Origin of the sequence: Kribbella sp. NBC_01245 (assembly GCF_036226525.1) — a bacterium.
Classification (GTDB): domain Bacteria; phylum Actinomycetota; class Actinomycetes; order Propionibacteriales; family Kribbellaceae; genus Kribbella.
The window spans coordinates 1,988,506-2,005,226 of sequence record NZ_CP108487.1 but is presented as its reverse complement, the minus strand read 5'-3'; the positions used below and the strand labels follow the sequence as shown (position 1 = coordinate 2,005,226).

The following is a 16,721-nucleotide window of genomic DNA, read 5'->3' as shown; positions in this document are numbered from 1 at the left end:
CGGAATCCGCCCTCACCTGCGGCCGACCCCGCACCGGACCGCTGTGGCCAGAGGGCGGATTCCGACGAATGAATGCAAAGTGAAGGACGACTCGCGCGGGATCGCCCCGGCAGCGCGCGTGGTCACAAGGGGCCGATGAACGCCGACACGCCGTGTTGCTAGGGACCGATGAAGTGGGAACCCGAGGGGTGGGGGTGGTGTATGTAGGGGGAGAGCGCGTTCAGGAGGTGTGGGATCGAGGGCGTTGCGGATGAGGGCGGCGTGCTGGCGCGGGTGCGGGCCGGGGATACCGGGGCGTATGCGGAGCTGGTGCGTTGGCATGCCCCGATCGCGCAGCGGACTGCCGTGCTGCTGGGTGCGGGGGCGGACGCGGATGACGTCGTACAAGAGGCGTTTGTGAAGGCGTATCGCGGGTTGGGCGGGTTCCGGGATGGGGCGGCGTTTCGGCCTTGGTTGTTGCGGATTGTCGCTAATGAGACGAAGAACTTGCATCGTTCTCGGGTACGGCGGACGCGGCGTGAGGCGGCTTGGCCGGAGGTTGATGCGGTTGAGCTGGATCCTTCGGTGCAGGCGTTGTCGGCGGAGCGGCGAGCGGAGTTGCTGGCGGCGATCCGGCGATTGTCGGACGACCATCGCAAGGTGGTGACGTGCCGCTATCTGCTCGATCTCGACGAACAGGAGACGGCCGAGGTGCTCGGTTGGCCGCGCGGGACGGTGAAGTCCCGGTTGTCGCGCGCGCTCGCGAAACTGCGCGTCCAGCTGGGCGATCACCCGGTAGCCGGGAAGCTCGACGCGGGGAAGTCCGACGCCGGCAGGTCCGGGGCTGGGAAGGCCGATGGCGGGAATGACGCTGGGAAGGAGGTGGGGGATGGACGACGAAATGCTGGTTGAGGAATTGCGTGCGCTTGGGCGGTCCATTCCTTCTCCGGACGTGGCTCCCGGGCTGACGGCTGCTGTTCTGGATCGGGTCGCGCTTGTAGAACCTGGCAAGGCGTCGCGTTGGGCGCGGCTGCGCTCGTTGTGGGCGGGCTGGGTTTGGCGGGGGTGGCGCAAGGTGGTTGCGGTTGTGGTTGTCGTACTGGCCGGGCTGTTGGCGGTGCCGCCGGTGCGGGCGACTGTGGCTGACTGGTTCGGGATTGGGGGAGTGGTCGTACGGCCGATGCCTGGGCCAGGGCCTTCGGAAGCGTCGCCGCCACCGACGGCCGGGACCGGGGTGACCTTGGCGGAGGCCGGGAAACTGGCTGGATTCGCGCCGTTGGTGCCGACGGCGCTCGGCAAGCCGGACGGGATCGAGGTGTCCGCGGATCGGCGGGTGGTGTCGATGAGCTGGGGTTCGGGCGAGAAGACGATTCGCCTTGACCAGTTGGAGGATCGGCTCTCGCCGTACTTCGAGAAGCAGTTGCATGGGACGTTCGAGCTGACCCGGAAGGGGTTCTGGTTCGAGACGCCGCACGAGTTGCATGTCGTCGACTCGGTCGGGCAGGCGCACATGGAGCCGCCGCGTACGGCCGGACGGACGCTGGTGTGGAAGACCGAGACCCGGACCTTCCGCCTCGAAGGCGCCCTCACGAAGGACCGGGCCCTCGCGATCGCGGACTCCACTGGCTGAGCCCTCGCGCTCGAACCGATTCGCCGGGCCGGGTGAACGGAACCGGCGGGCGGCGGGCGGTGTACCAGGGGTATGCCGAGTGAGAGGAAGTCCGCTATGTCCGTGTTTCGCCGTGTCGCCGCAGGCCTGGTGGTGTTGCTGGCGTTGATGGTCTCCGGTGCGGGACCGGCCGCGGCCGGTGGGCCGACGAGTGCCATGCTGGTCGCGCCCGATCGCGGCCTGGCCTTGGGGTTCATCTACTCCAACCCCGACTATTCGCGCCTCGAACGGGTCCTCCGCGTGCAGGGCGCGGTCGCCGGGGCGGATGACTCGCACGCTCAGGGAGAGCTGATCCGGGTCATCTGGTACCTCCACGACATCAGGGCCTGGCGCGTCGATGAGATCTACCCGAACGCGCCGGGTGGCCCGTGGATCTCGACGCGGAACATCGCGAATTCGGGCGAGTTGACTGACGACGAAACCTGGCACAAGGGCTCCGGCTCCGCCGTACTGGACGTCATCAAGTCGCTCGGCGTCTTCAAACATCCGGTGGTCCCCGGGGTATCCCACGTCGATCCCCAGAACCCGCTGCCGGAGGACGAGGTCATCCCGGTAGCCGAAGAGACGGTCACCCCGGTGGCAACGACGGCCCCGGCGAGCCGCTCAAACGAGTGGACCTGGGCGATTCCCGGCTTCCTGGCCGGCGCCCTGATCGCGGCCGGCGCCGCCTACCTGCTCACCCGCCAGCGCGAGGAGCGGATGCAGCTCATCGACGCCGACTAGCTGACTCAGGTACGGCCTTCGGTTTCCTGCGCCTCGAAGAGCGTGGGCTGGGTTTCCTCGTCGAGGGCCCAGTCCGCGTGCAGGACCGGATAACCGGCCTTCTCGGCGGCACGGACGACGGCCACATCGTCATCGACGAGTACGGCGATCTTGCGCTCGGTGGCGAGTTTGGCCAGCTTCTCGAGCTTCATCGTGGCGGACGGACGGCGGTCGGCGTTGCCGCGCATCAGCAGGCGTCCGGGCGGGAAGCGGTACTGCTTCAGCCAGTCGAGGGTGTCCTTGCGGATCCGCTCGGGCCGGCCGGTCAAGTAGATGATGTCGTGCGCACGGGCGAGTGACGTGGCGACGGTAAGGCCCTCGGGCAGTACGGCGTCGTCCTTGCCGGCGGCGAAGAAGCCGTCCCAGTCCTTGGGCCGCTTGTCGATGAAGTGCATCCGGTGCCGGGTATCCGACAACGTCGCGTCAATGTCCAACACGGCAAACGGCCGCTCGTCGCTCTCAGGCACCACGCCATCCTGCCATGTACTCCGGCCGGTCAACCGTATGGGTTGCCCGGGTGACGGCGTGTGATCGGCGTACTCCATAATCTCCGCCATGGTTGAGCTTGTCGTGGAGCGGAAGACCCGGGAGTCGGGTAAGGCCTCATTCGAGATCGAGACGGTGGTGTCGGACGAGATGCCCTTGGAAACAAGGGTTGTGGAGGCATTTGCCTTCGGCTTCGACCGGGACGCGCGGCTGGTCCTGGTGAACGCCGGCGCCGAGACCTGGACGCTGCCGGGTGGCGCCAAGGGCAAGCGCGAGACGGGTGCCGAAACGGCTCTGCGGGGTGTGCGGGAGGGGACCGGCGCCGAGTTGGTCTCGCCGTTGGCCTTCGCGTTCCGTCGTACCAAGCCGATCCGCGGCACGAACGTCGAGGAGTCGTACGCCGTGCTCTACCTCGGCGCGGTCGACCCGGCCAAGGTCGGACCCGGTGCCGCGTTCTTCACCGCCGACGAGATCGACCCGTCCTGGCTCGGCGAGGAAACCCCCGACGTCCTGCACGCCGCCCTCCACACCTGGCGCGCCCTCACCGACTGAGGCCCTTTCTTTTGCGTTCATTCGTCGGAATCCGCCCTCCAACCACAGCGGACCGGTACAGGTCAGCGCGCATGGGAGGGCGGATTCCGACGAATGAACGCAAAAGAAAGTCAGCGGGTGATTTCGTATTCGACTTCGCCGTGTTCGGTGCCGGGGAGGGGGTCGTCGAAGTGTTCATGGAAGAGTCGTACGAAACGGAGGCCGGCCTTTTGCATCACCTTGCGGGAGCCGGTGTTGACGGCCATGGTGATCGCGTTGATCCGGGTCAGCCCGAGCTCGGCGAAACCCTTGCGAACCAGGGCGATCGCGCCTTCGCCGGCATACCCGAATCCCCAGGCGTCGCGGCGCAGGCGGTACCCGAGCTCGGCCTCACCCGGCAGGCCCGGATCGAGCGAGAACCAGCCGATGAACCGGCCGGTCGTCCGCTCGTACGCGGCCCATTTGCCGAGGCCGGGATGACTGTCGTACGTCGCGAGGATGGCGGGCAGATCCTGGTCGGCGATCTGCTCGCGCGGTGTCGGCTGACCCGTCAGGTAGCGCATCACCTCGACGTCGGAATCCAGGTCGACCAGCAGCTCCACGTCGGCCAGGGTGAACTGGCGCATCGCGAGGCGCTCGGTCTCGACGTACCACTCCATGGGTTTGATCCTGGCACGAACGCGTTCGGAGTGCGGTCGATCTCCCGGTGCTGGGCGTGCCAACGCGGATTCTGTCGGTGGCACGGGTTAGCGTCTGTCCCGCGATGAACGACTCGATCACCTTCCTGCACAGCTCCGACTGGCAGCTCGGCATGATGCGCCGGTTCCTGGGCCCGGATGGGCAGGCCCGGTTCGCTCAGGCACGCCTGGACGCGATCGTTCGGATCGGCGAGGTCGCCAAGACCACCGGCGCGGCATTCGTGGTGGTCACCGGTGACGTGTTCGAGCACAACCAGGTCGAGCGGCAGACGATCCTGCGCGCGTGCGAGGCGCTGAAGCGGATCGAGGTGCCGGTGGTGCTGCTCCCGGGCAACCACGACGCCCTCGAGCCCGGTTCGCTCTGGACGTCCGCGCAATGGACCGGCCATGCCCCGTCGCACGTGACGGTTTTGACCAGCTCCGAGCCGTTCGAGGTGGTGCCCGGGGTCGAGATCGTCGGCGCCCCTTGGCGTTCTCGTCGGCCCGTGAGCGATCCGGCCGCGCCCGGTTACGAGGATCTCCCGGCCGACGGCAAGACCCGGATTCTGCTCGCGCACGGACAACTCGTCAGCCTGAGCGGCGGCCTCTCCGACGTACCGACCATCAATCAGGCAGCCCTCGAGGCCGCTGTCGCGGAAGGCAAGGCGCGGTACGTCGGCCTTGGCGACCGCCATTCGATGATCCGCGTCACCGACCGCATCTGGTATTCGGGCACGCAGGAAGTCACCTCGCCCGAGGAGCTCGAGCCGGGCAACGTCTTGGCCGTGACGCTCGATCCCGTGGAAGATGCCATCTCCGTCGAGCCGGTCCGGGTCGGCGCCTGGCACATGGTCGAGCACCACGCCGAGCTGGACGACGAGGAGTCGCTCACCGCCCTGGAGGACTGGTTCGCCGAATTGCCGGACAAGGAGCGGACGTACGTCCGGCTTGCCGCGCGCGGTTCGCTGGCCTTGCCCCTGCTCAGCCGGCTCGACGCGATGGTCGACGCGCAGGGCGAGGTTTTCGCGAGCGTCGAGCGATGGGTGAAGTTCTGGACCGTGCAGCCTGCGCCGGAGGCCGGTGATCTGGACATGCTGCAGTTGAGCGGTCCGGCCCGTGCGGCGATGGAGGAGCTGCGGCAGGCCCTGGCGGGTGGCGACGAGACTGCCGGGGCGGCCCTCACGCTGATGCACCGGCTGGCGCGGGATGCCGGATGAGGTTGCACAAACTGACCCTGCGCGATTTCCGCGGGGTGAAGGACCGTACGGTCGAACTGCCCGCAGACGGTACGACGGTCGTCATCGGCGACAACGAGATCGGCAAGTCGAGCCTGGTCGAAGCCTTCGCGCTGATCTTCGAGCTGCCCGACGACTCGAAGTCGACCCGGATCAGGGACATCCAGCCCGTCGGCCAGGACGTCGGGCCCGAGGTGACGGCCGAGGTCTCGTTCGGGCCGTTGCGGATGCGCTATCTCAAGCGCTGGCTGAAGGGTCGTTCCACCGAGCTGTCCGTGACGGGTGCCGACGGCCGCAAGCGAGACTGGACCGGTCGCGAGGCGCATAACGAGGCCGAGCGGATCTTCAACCAGCACGTCGATCCCGTGCTCTGGCAGACGCTGATGGTGAGCCAGGGCCAGTCGCTCGTGCAGCCAACGCCCGCCGACGCCGAGCCGCTGATCGCCGCCGTCAACGCCGAGTCCGGGACGCCGGTGGATGGCGCCTCGATGCCACTGGTCATCGCGGTCGAGCAGGAGTACCTGCGTTATTGGACCAAGGGCGGCAAGCCGACGGGGGAGTTCGCCCGTTCCGCGCAGGCCGTCGCGACCGCGCAGGAGCTCGCGACCCGGGCCGCGAAGGCGATGGACGAGGTGGCCGCCGACGTACGCAAGGCCGAGCGTCTTGCCGACGAGCTGGACGACCTGAGCGTTCGGCTGGCGGATCACTTGCGCGAGGTCGAGGTCTTGCGCGAGCGGAAGCGTACGACGGACGAGATCCTGCTGCGCCGCGATTCGGCTCGCGATCGGGCGTCGTTGGCTCGTGCGCGGTTGGACAACCACACCCGGATCCGGCGCGAACGCGAGCGGTTGACGGGCGAGGTCGAGCGGTTGACCGAGGCCGAGGCGGAGCTGGCAACGCTGCGCGCCGAGACCGAGACGGTCGCGCGCAAGGCGGCCGAGGCGGTTCGCGATGCCGAGGCCGTGCTCGCGGATGCCGTTGAACTAAAGGACTTCCGGCGCGAGTCGGTGCAGCAGGCCGAGCAGTTGCTGTCCGAGTTGACCGACCGGTCCGAGCTGGAGCGACTCGTCGGCCAGCAGACCGAGCTGGCCGACGTCCGCGCCCGGATCGCCACCGCGACGAGCGTGCTCGACGGGATCCGGATCGACGACGACGCCGTCACGGCTCTGGAGGATGCGCGCGCCCGGGTGGTCGAGGCCCGCGCCGCGCTCGCTGCGGGAGTGCCCGAGGTCGACGTACGACGGTTGGGGTCGGCTTCGGTTGAGCTTGCGGGATCGGGGGTCGACGCCGGCGCTGGTTCTATGCCGGGTGAGCTTGGGGATGGTGGTGCTGCGCAGCTGCTGGTGTCGGGTGAGTTGACCGTCACCGTGCCCGGGCAGCTGTCGTTGACCGTGCGTGCGGGTGGTGAGGCTGCCACGCTGCGAGCCGGGTTGGACGAGGCGGTTCGCCGGGAGCGCGATCTCCTTGGGCGGGCGGGTGTGCGTGATCTGGCTGACGCGCGGGAGATGCTGCGGCGGGGTGATACGGCATCGGCTGAGCTGCAGGAGGCGCGTCGTACCGAGAGGTCTTTGACCGCCGGCGGTGACCCGGCTGAGCGGATCGCGTTGTTGTCGGCACGCCTTGGGATCGTGCCGGGGGGTGAGGAGGAAGAGCCCGAGCCTTCGGCGTCGCCGGCTGGTGGTAAGGCCGTTGAGGGTGTGCCGGGCCAGATGTCCTTGTTCGAAGGGCTTTTCGACGATCTGGATTCGGCTATTGAAGACTCGTCGGTTGATCCGGCCGAGTTGCTGGCGGCTGTCGCGGGCGATGGCGCGCGGGTCGAGGCAGCGCAGGAGGCGTTGGAGGAGGCCCGGGCGGAGTTGGCGCAGGCCGAGCGGTTGGTGGCCGACGCCGAGTTCACCGCCGTACAGGCTCGTAAGGCCGCGGACGCGGATCGGGCCGAGGCCGCGCAGGTTCGTGCCCGCAGCGAGTTGGCGGTCGAGCGGTTGGCGGCGGCGACGGATGCTCTCGCGGCCGCTCGGGTCGAGGCGTCGGACGAAGACGCCGAGGCGCGCGAGGCGGAGGCGTTGGCTGAAGTCGAGGCCTTGCTGCTGGAGCTCACGTCCGTGCAGGACCAGGCGGACGCGGTTGGCGCTGACGAGGTCGCCGGATTGCTGGACGACGCGTTATCCGTGGCCGCGCGGTTGCAGGCGGAGCGGGACACTTTGCGGGACAGCCTTCGTACGACGGAAGGCCGGTTGGAGCAGTCTGGACGGGATGGGCTTGCCACGCGCCTGGATACGGCCGAGCTGGAGCTGGCGTCTGTTCGCGATGTGTGGGAGGCGTTGAACCGGCGTGCCGAGGCGGCGTTCCGGGTCCACGAGACGCTTGGCCGGCATCGGGCCGAGGCGCAAAGCCGGTACTCGGATCCCTTGCAGAGCAGGATCGAGGCGCTCGGGCGTGGGGTCTACGGTCCTTCGTTCCGAGTCACCCTCGACGACGACCTGGCCGTTTCGGAGCGCGAGCTGGACGGGGTGCGCCTGAACGTCGACGCCCTCTCGACGGGTGCCCGCGAGCAGCTCGCCATCATCACGCGCCTCGCGATCAGCCACCTGGTCAGCACCGGCGAAGGCAGCGTCCCGGTCATCTTCGACGACGCCCTCGGCTGGTCCGACAAGGGCCGCCTCCGCGACATGGGCGCCCTACTCGGCCGCGCCGGCGACCACGGCCAGGTCATCATCCTCACCTGCATGCCCGAACGCTACGAATACGTCCCCCGCGCCACCTTCATCCGCCTCGAACCGTAACCACCCTCCACGCCAGAGCCGCCCCGCACCGCCGCCCCGGGTTGCCCCGCGCCGAACTGCCGCGCCGGGGGCCCAAAAGAACCCGGCCGAATAGTTGATGCCGGGCTGGCGATTAACGTTGATTCGTCCGAATCCGCCCGCCCACGCCCGCTTTCACGCGAACCCGCCGCGGTTGGGGCGAGCGGATGCAGACGAATCAACGCAACAAGGGACCGATGAACGGGACACGCCTGGTCACGAGGGACCGATGAACAGGAGGTGGGTTAGGCCATTGGGATGAGGGCGGCTGCGGGGAAGTGGGGGGTGGGGGAGCCGCCTTTGGGTTCGATGGTGATGCCGAAGAGGACCTTGTCGGCGACGCCGCCGTTGATGAAGTGGGTCTGGTCGGCGCTGCCGGAATTCGCCAGGCCTACCGAATGCGGCGTCTGGGACTTGTCCATCAGCCAGAGTTGGTAGGTGCGGTCGTCGGGCAGGCGCCGCAGGCCGTGGAGCAGGACGATCGCGGTGTCCTGGCGAGCCGACATCACCACGGTGGCCTGGCCGCCGCCGGTCAGATTGCCGCGGACGGTTTTCGCGTCGGGCTGGGCGAGGAGGGCGGCGAGTTGCTGGTTCTCCCGCTGGATGCGCTGGTTGTCCCGGTACTGGTCGAAAGCGACACCGCCAACTCCCACCACCGTGGCAGCACTCGCCGCAAGCGCGAAGAACGACCGCCGACTCCACCGCCGAGGCCCGCCATCCGCCCACGCAGCGCCGGCGGCCTGCCCACCGCCAGCCGCCGGCCCACGGCCAGCCGCCTCCCCACCGTCAGCCGTCTCCCCAGCGCCAACCGTCTCCCAGGCGCCAGCCGTTTCTCCACCGGCAGTCGCCTGCCCACCGGCAGGCGTGTGCCCAGCGGCGGGTGCCTGCTCACCGGCGGGCGTGTGCCCAGCGGCGGGCGTGTGCCCAGTGGCAGGCGTGTGCCCAGCGGCGGGCGCCTTCCCAGCGCCAGCCGTCTCACCACCGGCGGGCGCCTGTCCACCGGCGGGCACGTCCCCGTCGGCAGGCGCGTGCGGAGCGGCGGGTGGGCGGATAGTTGGTGGTAGTTGGCGGGTGTTGGCGATTTGGGCGAGTACGCGTGCCTTTAGGAAAGGTGGCGGGGGTTCGGCGACTGGTTGGCCGAGGCGTGCGGTGGCCTCGCGCAGGCTTGCCACCTCGGCGGTGCAGGAGGGGCAGCTGGCGAGGTGTTCTTCGAAGCCGGTTCGCTCGTCTTCGGGTAGTGCGTTCAGGACGTACGGGCCGGTTAGCGTGTGAACATCTGGGGTCGGCATGGTCGTCACCTCGCCTCCACGCCAAGGCAGTCGCGTAGCCGGATCAGGCCGTCGCGCATGCGTGCTTTGATCGTCGCGAGTTTGGCATCGAGCAACTCCGCGACTTCCCGATACGAGTATCCGCCGTAATAGGCCAGGGTCACCGATTCGCGCTGCAGATCGGTCAACGAACCCAGGCAATGCCGGACCTGCTCAGCCTCCAAGCTGGTCGTCACCGCCTCTGCCACCTCGTCGTACGCCGTAGCGCCGGATGCCGCGGCGACCGCCTGATCCCGGTCGCTGGCCGACTGCTCCGAGCGGACCCGGTCGATCGCCCGCCGATGCGCCATCGTCAGCATCCACGAGGCGACCGAACCACGCTGTCCGTCGTACCGCGCGGCCGTCCGCCAGACCTCGACCATCACCTCCTGGGTGACCTCCTCAGACTGGGCCGGATTGCGCAGCACCCTCCGGATCAGCCCGTAGACCCGCGGCGCGAAGGCGTCGTACAGGCTCGCGAAGGCGGCTGTATCACCCCGGGCGACCCGGGCCATCAGGTCGGCGGGGGCGTCCGCCGGCGTACTACCGGCGCTCACCATCAGCGGCCAGGGCAACGCCGTCGAGTCGTCGCTCACGGTTGATCCTCTGCTCCAAGTCCATCAGGTCGACGGTTGTTCGGAGCGCCGCCCCCAGCGGATGGGCCGACTCTCTCTTCTTTTGCCGCGAGCGGTCACATCTGGTCCAATCCGCCGAGCGAACCAGACGCGACCACTCGCGGCAAAAGAAGCCAAAAGAAGGCAAAAGAAGGTAATAGCCCGGCGGATGGGTCACGAGAGGATCCGGTCTGGGCGGTTGTAGATGACGCAGCGCTCGCCGCGGACGAAACCGGCCAGCGTGACGTGGAAGCGTTTGGCCAGGTCGACCGCGAGGCTGGACGGCGCTCCGACAGCGACCACCATGCCGATCCCGGCCGCGACCGCCTTCTGGACGATCTCGTACCCCGCCCGCCCACTCACCACGAGGACCTGGCCGGCCCGCGATCGCTCGTTCAGCACGGTCCAGCCGACCACCTTGTCGACCGCGTTATGCCGCCCCACGTCCTCGCGCACCACCACCCGCTCGCCCTCGACCGTGAACAGCCCGGCCGCATGCAGACCACCAGTCCGCCCGAACGTCGGCTGAGCCTCGCGCAACAAATCCGGCAGGCGCCGTACGAGCTCGGCATCAACGTGTACGTCGTCCACCGGGGCGTAGTCGCGTTCGGCGAGTTCTTCCAGGCTCTGCTGGCCGCAAACCCCGCACGCCGCGGACGTCACGCCGTACCGGCTGACGGGTTCGCGATCGGGCGGCCCATCAAGCGAGACCGTCACCGTGTTGAACTGCTGCTCCCGACTGAGCCGGATATCCGTGCAATAGGCAACGGTCTGCGGCCTGGCGCTGAAGCCTTCGTTAAGGCAGAACCCGGCAGCCAGCTCGAAGTCGGACCCGGGCGTGCGCATCGTCACCACCAGCGGCTCGGCCGGACGCCCGGGCCATTCCAGCCGAAGCTCGAGTGGTTCCTCCGTGACGACCGCGTCCTCGCGCCGGGACAGCTTGGCGCCATCCAGGATTTCGACCTTCACCCGCGTGGTCGGACCTTTGCTCATACCCCCACGTTAGGTCAGCCGCGCCGTACCGCCAGCCACTCGGCGAAGCCGGACAGGTCTTTTCAAAAGACTTTGCGCTAGCGTCGCCCTGACAACGTTCTCAGGGCGGGGTGGAACTCCCCACCGGCGGTGATGTTGCTCCCGGCCGATCCGGGGTCGACCAGCCCGCGAGCGCTCGCCTAACGGCGGGGACAGCAGATCCGGTGCGACTCCGGAGCCGACGGTCACAGTCCGGATGGAAGAGAACGCGGCTCGTACGACGGTGCTGCCTGCCTTCGTTCGTGTCGACACGCCCTGGGTGACGACGCGAGTAGGAGGAACACATGACGCAGTCACCCGTACGCCGCATCGCCATCATCGCCGCCCGCTGGCACGCCGACATCGTCGACGGCGCCGTCGAGGCGTGCACCGCTCGTCTCACCGAGCTGGGGTACGACCTCGACGTGGTCGAGGTACCCGGCGCCTTCGAGATCCCGCTACGTGCCCGTCGGCTCTTACAGTCTGGGGAGTACGACGCCGTCGCGGCTTGCGCCTTCGTCGTCAACGGAGGCATCTACCGGCACGACTTCGTGGCCGCCACCGTGGTCGACGCTTTGATGCGGGTGCAGCTTGAGACCGACATGCCGGTCTTCTCGGCGGTCCTCACTCCGCACCACTTCCACGAGCACGACGAGCATGAGCGCTATTTCAGGCAGCACTTCGTGACCAAGGGCCGCGAGCTGGCGGCGGCCATCGCCGACGTCGTACCTCTCCGGATAGCCGCCTAGCGCGGCCTGGCGCGGCGGCTCGCGGCCGCCACCTCACGTCTGTGGTCAGAGGTCGTCACGAGCGACCGAAGCCGCCGCGCCGTCTCTCCGATCGCCGGTCATCGACGTCACGTCACGTTGGGCGCTCACCAGCCGCGTCGTACCGCCAGCCACTCGAGGAATGTCCAGCCCATCAGCCGCTGGTGCCGCCGCAGTTCCGGCGTACAACCTGTTGGTGGCGGTGCATCGAGGTTGACCAGCATGTACGACGCGATGGCGGCGACCCAGCAGTCGAGATGCTCAGGCGGTACGTCGGAGGTCAGCGGGCTCTTCGCCACGGCCGACGTGGTGTCGATGCCGTGGTGGTGCGCGAGTGGCAGCAGGCCGACCCAGTCGCCCCACGCCGGTCCGAGTGCCAGCCAGTTCCAGTCGACCGTCCAGCAAGTGCCGACCTGATCGAGTAGCAGGTTGTCGGGCCGCAAGTCGCTGTGCATCGCCGAAGCGCCCGCGAGCGCCTCGGGATAGAGCGCGACGAGGTCGACGAGCTCGGCGAGGCGTTGTGGCAGCCAGGGCTGGAACCCGGTCGGCATCTCGTCGTCACCCGCCAGCAACTTGGCGAACTGGTCGATCGGGAAGCCGCCGCCGTCGATGTCCTCGACGATCGACTCAAGCCCCGGCAATGGACTGGGCGTGAGCGCCGCCGCCATCACCTCGCAATTGGCCGTGACGAGCGCGAAGTCCGCCGGACTCCAAGGCGTGCCCGGCATCCGGCCGTCGATCCGCTCGGCCGCGACCGCGAACCACGCCGTGCCGTCCTCGACCGCGTGGGCCGTCGTCACGATCGGCGGTACGGAAATGGCGCGGGGGAGCACCGGCACGATCTCGGCCTCGCGCTGGTACGCGCCGTACGCGTGCAGGCCGTCCGGCGCGGCCTTGACGAACACCTCGCGCCCATCGGCCAGCCGCAGCGGCGCCGCGAACCCGCCGGTGAAGCCCGAGCCCACCGACGTACCGGCCGAAGCGATATCGGTGCCCAGGGCAACCTTCAGCGCTTCCCGCAAAGCGGTCGGCAGGTCGTCCCAACCGGGCCGCGCGGAGGTCGCGGCATAGTTGACGGAAGGCGGCTGGCTCATGGCGCCGACCCTAGCCCTTTGCGTGCCGCGGCGCGCCCGTCGGTTAGCAGCGGTTAGCGTTCGGGGTGTGAGTCTGCAGGTGGGTCTCGATCTGGTCGGCATCTTCGTCTTCGCGATCACCGGCGCGCTGGTGGGGGTGCGGAAGCAGCTCGACGTGTTCGGGATCCAGGTGCTCGCGCTGGTGACCGGGCTCGGCGGCGGGTTCATCCGCGACGTCCTGATCGGCGCGACGCCACCCGCGGCGCTGGCCGATTGGCGGTATCTCTCGGTGCCGGTGGCGGCCGGGCTGATCACGTTCTTCCTGCATCCCGGGATCGGCCGCGTCGAGCGATTGGTGAACATCTTCGACGCGGCCGGGCTCGGGTTGTTCTGCGTTACGGGGGCTCTCAAGGCACTCGCGTACGGCCTGCCGCCACTGTCCGCCGCGTTGGTCGGCACGATCTCGGGGATCGGTGGTGGGGTGATCCGGGACGTCTTGTCCGGGCGGGTGCCGGTGGTGTTGCGACGCGAGATCTACGCGACGCCCGCCTTCCTCGGCGCCGGCATCGTCGTCGTCGCCCACACCCTCGGCTACCGCGCCTCCTGGGTCGCCGTCACCGCCGCCGCGATCTGCACGATCATCCGCCTACTCGCCATCCGCCGCGGCTGGAACGCCCCCATCCCACGCCCGGCCTGAGAACCTAGCCCTGTTGGAGTTTGGCGAGGGTTAGGACTTCGCCGGCCATGCCCCAGCCGCCGTCGACTACTTCGTCGATCAGGACCATCGTGCTGGGGATCACCTCCGGGCCGAAGGTCTCGGCGTACAGGGAGGTCACCTTGGTGATGAGGATTTCCTTCTGCTCGGCGGACAGCGTTCCGGCAGGGACTTTCAGGTTTGCGAATGGCATTTGCCGACTCCTTAAAGGGAATTAAACGATTCCGCCATTGGCGCGGATTACCTGCCCGTTGACCCAATGACCCGGACCGGCCAGGAACGCAACGACCTCCGCGATATCCGCCGGGGTGCCAAGGCGTTCGAGCGGTGGTTGAGCGGCCAGCTTGGCGACGGTCTGCTCGTCGTTGCTGTCGAGGAACAGGTCGGTCGCGACCGGGCCGGGCGCCACGGCGTTCACCGTGATGTTCCGGCCGCGCAACTCGCGGGCCAGGATCATCGTCATCGCCTCGACCGCACCCTTGCTCGCGCTGTACGCGCCATACATCGGCAAGGCCAAGCCGACGATGGACGTGGAGAAGGTGATCACCGAGCCGCCGTCGCGTACCCGCCGGGCGGCCTGCTGCGCCACCACGAAAGTGCCGCGGATATTCGTGCGATGCAGGTCGTCGAGGTCCGCGAGGTCGAGGTCCGCGATGGTCGACTTCACCAGCCGCCCGGCCGCGTGAACGACCACGTCGACGCCGCCAAAGGCTGCCGAGGCGGTATCGAACAACGCCGCGACAGCCTTTTCGTCGGCCACATCCGCCTTGCCCGCGACGGCCTGGCCGCCGTACGTGGTGATCTCCTTGACGACGCCGTCGGCCTCGTCCTGCTTGTTCGCATAGCCGACGACGATGGCGAAACCGTCGCGGGCCAGTCGTAGGGCCGTCTCGCGGCCGATGCCGCGTGAGCCGCCGGTAATGATCGCTACTCGTTGATTCATGCTTCGACCTTCGCCGGTCTGGAGGACAGCAACCAGGCGGCGTTTACCCAGGGGATGGCACCCCCCTGGCTACGGAATCAGCGACCGGTGACACTGGACAGGTGAACCTGTCTGAACTAGGCGTCTTCCTGCAGTCCCGACGTGCCCGGATCACTCCAGCAGAGGTCGGCCTGCCCACTGGGCCTAGGAGACGTGTGAGCGGTCTACGCCGGGATGAGGTGTCACAGCTGGCAGGAGCCTCAGTGGAGTACTACACCGAGCTAGAGCGAGGCAGGGGCGCACAGCCGTCTCCCCAGATGCTTGCCGCGCTGAGCCGGGCACTACGGCTGGACAACGACGAGCGCGACCACCTGTTCCGTCTAGCCGGCCGTGCCATCCCAGCCGCGCACGGAACTTCAGCGCACGTACAGCCCGCAATGCTCGCCCTGTTGGACCGGCTGGACACCACGCCGGCACAGATCATCACAGACTTGCACGAAACGCTTGTGCAGAACCGCCTCGCAGTAGCACTTGTGGGCCCAGCGCCACAGACCACCGGGCTAGAGGCGAGCCTGGTCTACCGCTGGTTCAGCGATCCGGCCACCAGGTCGATCTACCCCGCCGAGGATCACGCGCACCACTCGCGGGTGATGGTTTCCGACCTGAGGGCCGCGGTAGCCCGCCGGGAGCACGACGCGCGCTCGCTGGAGATGGTCAGCCGCCTGTACGACGCGAGCACCGAGTTCGCCGAGCTGTGGGATCGAGGCGACGTCGCCGTACGACGGGGTGAACGGAAGCGCCTGAACCATCCAGAGCTGGGCGTGATCGACCTCAACTGCCAGAACCTCTTCAGCGAAGACGGCAGCCAGCGCCTGCTCTTCTTCACCGCGCCGCCCGGAAGCCCGGCCGTTGAACAACTCCGCCTGCTGGACGTGATCGGCACCCAGGAGCTGGCCCCGGCCGACCAACGTTAGTTGTGGGCGAAGCGGACCTTGGGACGGGCGAAGGTGACGGCGACGCTGGCCACCAGGGCGCAAATGATGCCGATGGCAACGGGCACCCAATAGGCGTCGGAAGAGCCGTATCGGTCCACCGCGTGACCGGCCAAAGCGTTACCGGGGGCAACACCGAGCAGCAGACCGGTGACCGTCCAAGTGATTGCCTCGGTCAACCTTTCCGGCGGCACCCACTCCTCCACGCAAGCCGTCACCGCGACCATGGTCGGCGCGATGCTCAGACCCACGACGAAGAGCACCACGCCGACGAGCAGGATCGAGTTGACCCAGGGCAAAGGCGCCAGTGTGATGGCCAGCGTGATGGTGCCGATCAGCAGGCGGCGTTCGACCGGGGCGCGCCAGTGCACCGAGCCGTACCAAAGACCGGCGAGCATGCTGCCAAGGGCCCAGACGGCCAGTACGACGCCCGACATCCCGGGCTTGCCGAGTTCGTCGGTGAACGCGACCGTGACGACCTCCGCGCTACCCAGCGTGGCGCCGAGACCGAGGCCGATGATGCTGAGCAGGAGCAGCGAGAGCCAGGGGAGAGGCGCGCGCTCTTCGCCGTTGTTGGCACCCCGGCCGGGCGGATCGGACCCGCGCAACGCGGCCAGCCAAAGCGTGCCGACCAGACCGAGGACGCCGGCCACGATCAGGGCGACGTACGGGCTGACCTGCGTGGCCAAGGCGGTGACGAGAACCGGGCCGACGATGAACACGACCTCGTCGCCGACGGCCTCCAGCGCGAACGCGGTCTGCAACGCGCGACCGCGGCCGAGGAGATGCGTCCAGCGAGCCCGGACGAACGAGCCGACCTGGGGACGGGTGCCACCGGCAACGAACGACACGACGTACAGCAACCAAACCGGCGCATCGGCGCGAACCGCGATCAACAACGCGAACAGCGCCAGCGTGCAGACGACGCTGCCGGTCAGCAGCAACAAGCGCTGACCCCAGCGGTCGACCAGGCGGCCCTGGATCGGCCCGGTGAGTGCGCCCGCGACGACGGCGACACCGGAAACGGCACCGGCCAATCCGTACGAGCCGCTCTCCCTGGCAATGAGGATGACGGTGCCGAGGCCGAGCATCGAGATCGGCATACGGCCGAGGATCCCGGCGGCGAAGAAGGCGCCCGCGCCGGGTCTCTGCATGAGGTGTACGTAAGGCTTCAGCATGG

18 protein-coding genes and 1 riboswitch are annotated in these 16,721 nt (G+C 68.4%); of the genes, 9 read left to right on the top strand and 9 right to left on the bottom strand.

The window, feature by feature from the left end; translation table 11 throughout:
* The first annotated feature begins 261 nt into the window (after positions 1–261).
* The 3 genes from OG394_RS08840 (at position 262) to OG394_RS08830 (ending at position 2,371) form a co-directional block, all read left to right on the top strand.
* Positions 262–891, top strand: a complete 630-nt coding sequence (locus tag OG394_RS08840; protein WP_328994570.1) for an RNA polymerase sigma factor — start codon at positions 262–264, stop codon at positions 889–891.
* Entirely contained in the window at positions 869–1,609 is a 741-nt protein-coding gene (locus OG394_RS08835; protein ID WP_328994569.1) for a hypothetical protein, read from the top strand. Before OG394_RS08840 ends, OG394_RS08835 begins: the two co-directional genes overlap by 23 nt.
* Positions 1,610–1,705: 96 nt before the next feature.
* The gene (locus tag OG394_RS08830; protein ID WP_328994567.1) at positions 1,706–2,371 is read left to right on the top strand and encodes a hypothetical protein; all 666 of its coding nucleotides are present in this window, start codon (positions 1,706–1,708) and stop codon (positions 2,369–2,371) included.
* Between the two features lie 5 nt (positions 2,372–2,376).
* Here OG394_RS08830 and OG394_RS08825 read toward each other — a convergent pair whose 3' ends face one another.
* Positions 2,377–2,877 (bottom strand): phosphatase domain-containing protein, encoded by a 501-nt coding sequence (locus OG394_RS08825; RefSeq protein WP_328994566.1) that lies wholly within the window; start codon positions 2,875–2,877, stop codon positions 2,377–2,379.
* An 88-nt stretch (positions 2,878–2,965) separates the two neighbouring features.
* Here OG394_RS08825 and OG394_RS08820 point away from each other — a divergent pair, with 88 nt between their 5' ends.
* On the top strand, positions 2,966–3,448 hold the full coding sequence (locus OG394_RS08820; RefSeq protein WP_328994565.1) for an NUDIX domain-containing protein: 483 nt from the start codon (positions 2,966–2,968) through the stop codon (positions 3,446–3,448).
* 110 nt (positions 3,449–3,558) lie between these two features.
* On the opposite strand, the gene OG394_RS08815 is transcribed toward OG394_RS08820, so the two are convergent.
* Positions 3,559–4,086 (bottom strand): GNAT family N-acetyltransferase, encoded by a 528-nt coding sequence (locus OG394_RS08815; protein ID WP_328994564.1) that lies wholly within the window; start codon positions 4,084–4,086, stop codon positions 3,559–3,561.
* Between the two features lie 104 nt (positions 4,087–4,190).
* On the opposite strand from OG394_RS08815, the gene OG394_RS08810 reads away from it, so the two are divergent.
* Positions 4,191–5,321: a metallophosphoesterase family protein gene (locus OG394_RS08810; RefSeq protein WP_328994563.1), complete on the top strand. Its 1,131-nt coding sequence runs from the start codon at positions 4,191–4,193 to the stop codon at positions 5,319–5,321.
* On the top strand, positions 5,318–8,122 hold the full coding sequence (locus OG394_RS08805; protein WP_328994562.1) for an AAA family ATPase: 2,805 nt from the start codon (positions 5,318–5,320) through the stop codon (positions 8,120–8,122). Before OG394_RS08810 ends, OG394_RS08805 begins: the two co-directional genes overlap by 4 nt.
* Positions 8,123–8,385: 263 nt before the next feature.
* Here OG394_RS08805 and OG394_RS08800 read toward each other — a convergent pair whose 3' ends face one another.
* The 3 genes from OG394_RS08800 to fdhD all read right to left on the bottom strand — a co-directional run bounded on the left by OG394_RS08800 (position 8,386) and on the right by fdhD (position 11,054).
* Positions 8,386–9,429, bottom strand: coding sequence for an anti-sigma factor (locus OG394_RS08800; protein WP_328994560.1), 1,044 nt, complete (start codon positions 9,427–9,429; stop codon positions 8,386–8,388).
* A gap of 5 nt (positions 9,430–9,434) precedes the next feature.
* Positions 9,435–10,043: an ECF RNA polymerase sigma factor SigK gene (gene sigK / locus OG394_RS08795; protein WP_328994559.1), complete on the bottom strand. Its 609-nt coding sequence runs from the start codon at positions 10,041–10,043 to the stop codon at positions 9,435–9,437.
* 192 nt (positions 10,044–10,235) lie between these two features.
* A complete protein-coding gene (gene fdhD, locus OG394_RS08790; RefSeq protein ID WP_328994558.1) occupies positions 10,236–11,054 on the bottom strand; it encodes a formate dehydrogenase accessory sulfurtransferase FdhD in 819 nt (272 codons plus the stop codon).
* Between the two features lie 92 nt (positions 11,055–11,146).
* Positions 11,147–11,305: riboswitch (FMN riboswitch) on the top strand.
* A gap of 72 nt (positions 11,306–11,377) precedes the next feature.
* On the opposite strand from fdhD, the gene OG394_RS08785 reads away from it, so the two are divergent.
* Complete coding sequence (locus OG394_RS08785) at positions 11,378–11,821, top strand: 6,7-dimethyl-8-ribityllumazine synthase (RefSeq protein ID WP_328994557.1); 444 nt, start codon at positions 11,378–11,380, stop codon at positions 11,819–11,821.
* Between the two features lie 125 nt (positions 11,822–11,946).
* On the opposite strand, the gene OG394_RS08780 is transcribed toward OG394_RS08785, so the two are convergent.
* Positions 11,947–12,933 carry a phosphotransferase gene (locus OG394_RS08780; RefSeq protein ID WP_328994556.1) on the bottom strand — a complete coding sequence of 329 codons (987 nt, stop codon included), beginning with the start codon at positions 12,931–12,933 and terminating at the stop codon, positions 11,947–11,949.
* Between the two features lie 67 nt (positions 12,934–13,000).
* Here OG394_RS08780 and OG394_RS08775 point away from each other — a divergent pair, with 67 nt between their 5' ends.
* Complete coding sequence (locus OG394_RS08775; protein WP_328994555.1) at positions 13,001–13,609, top strand: trimeric intracellular cation channel family protein; 609 nt, start codon at positions 13,001–13,003, stop codon at positions 13,607–13,609.
* A 4-nt stretch (positions 13,610–13,613) separates the two neighbouring features.
* On the opposite strand, the gene OG394_RS08770 is transcribed toward OG394_RS08775, so the two are convergent.
* Both OG394_RS08770 and OG394_RS08765 read right to left on the bottom strand, forming a co-directional pair.
* Positions 13,614–13,820 carry a tautomerase family protein gene (locus OG394_RS08770; protein ID WP_328994554.1) on the bottom strand — a complete coding sequence of 69 codons (207 nt, stop codon included), beginning with the start codon at positions 13,818–13,820 and terminating at the stop codon, positions 13,614–13,616.
* Between the two features lie 21 nt (positions 13,821–13,841).
* Positions 13,842–14,570 carry an SDR family oxidoreductase gene (locus OG394_RS08765; protein WP_328994552.1) on the bottom strand — a complete coding sequence of 243 codons (729 nt, stop codon included), beginning with the start codon at positions 14,568–14,570 and terminating at the stop codon, positions 13,842–13,844.
* A 101-nt stretch (positions 14,571–14,671) separates the two neighbouring features.
* Between OG394_RS08765 and OG394_RS08760 the strand changes: the two genes are divergently transcribed.
* The gene (locus tag OG394_RS08760; RefSeq protein WP_328994551.1) at positions 14,672–15,523 is read left to right on the top strand and encodes a helix-turn-helix transcriptional regulator; all 852 of its coding nucleotides are present in this window, start codon (positions 14,672–14,674) and stop codon (positions 15,521–15,523) included.
* Here OG394_RS08760 and OG394_RS08755 read toward each other — a convergent pair.
* Entirely contained in the window at positions 15,520–16,695 is a 1,176-nt protein-coding gene (locus OG394_RS08755; protein WP_328994550.1) for an MFS transporter, read from the bottom strand. The genes OG394_RS08760 and OG394_RS08755 overlap by 4 nt on opposite strands.
* Positions 16,696–16,721 lie beyond the last annotated feature (26 nt).

Coding starts and splice junctions, on each gene's coding strand:
- OG394_RS08835 (WP_328994569.1), top strand. CDS start 869: ATGGACGACGAAATGCTGGTTGAGGAATTGCGTGCGCTTGGGCGGTCC.
- OG394_RS08830 (WP_328994567.1), top strand. CDS start 1,706: ATGTCCGTGTTTCGCCGTGTCGCCGCAGGCCTGGTGGTGTTGCTGGCG.
- OG394_RS08820 (WP_328994565.1), top strand. CDS start 2,966: ATGGTTGAGCTTGTCGTGGAGCGGAAGACCCGGGAGTCGGGTAAGGCC.
- OG394_RS08815 (WP_328994564.1), bottom strand. CDS start 4,086: ATGGAGTGGTACGTCGAGACCGAGCGCCTCGCGATGCGCCAGTTCACC.
- OG394_RS08810 (WP_328994563.1), top strand. CDS start 4,191: ATGAACGACTCGATCACCTTCCTGCACAGCTCCGACTGGCAGCTCGGC.
- OG394_RS08805 (WP_328994562.1), top strand. CDS start 5,318: ATGAGGTTGCACAAACTGACCCTGCGCGATTTCCGCGGGGTGAAGGAC.
- OG394_RS08800 (WP_328994560.1), bottom strand. CDS start 9,429: ATGCCGACCCCAGATGTTCACACGCTAACCGGCCCGTACGTCCTGAAC.
- fdhD (WP_328994558.1), bottom strand. CDS start 11,054: ATGAGCAAAGGTCCGACCACGCGGGTGAAGGTCGAAATCCTGGATGGC.
- OG394_RS08785 (WP_328994557.1), top strand. CDS start 11,378: ATGACGCAGTCACCCGTACGCCGCATCGCCATCATCGCCGCCCGCTGG.
- OG394_RS08780 (WP_328994556.1), bottom strand. CDS start 12,933: ATGAGCCAGCCGCCTTCCGTCAACTATGCCGCGACCTCCGCGCGGCCC.
- OG394_RS08770 (WP_328994554.1), bottom strand. CDS start 13,820: ATGCCATTCGCAAACCTGAAAGTCCCTGCCGGAACGCTGTCCGCCGAG.
- OG394_RS08765 (WP_328994552.1), bottom strand. CDS start 14,570: ATGAATCAACGAGTAGCGATCATTACCGGCGGCTCACGCGGCATCGGC.
- OG394_RS08755 (WP_328994550.1), bottom strand. CDS start 16,695: ATGCAGAGACCCGGCGCGGGCGCCTTCTTCGCCGCCGGGATCCTCGGC.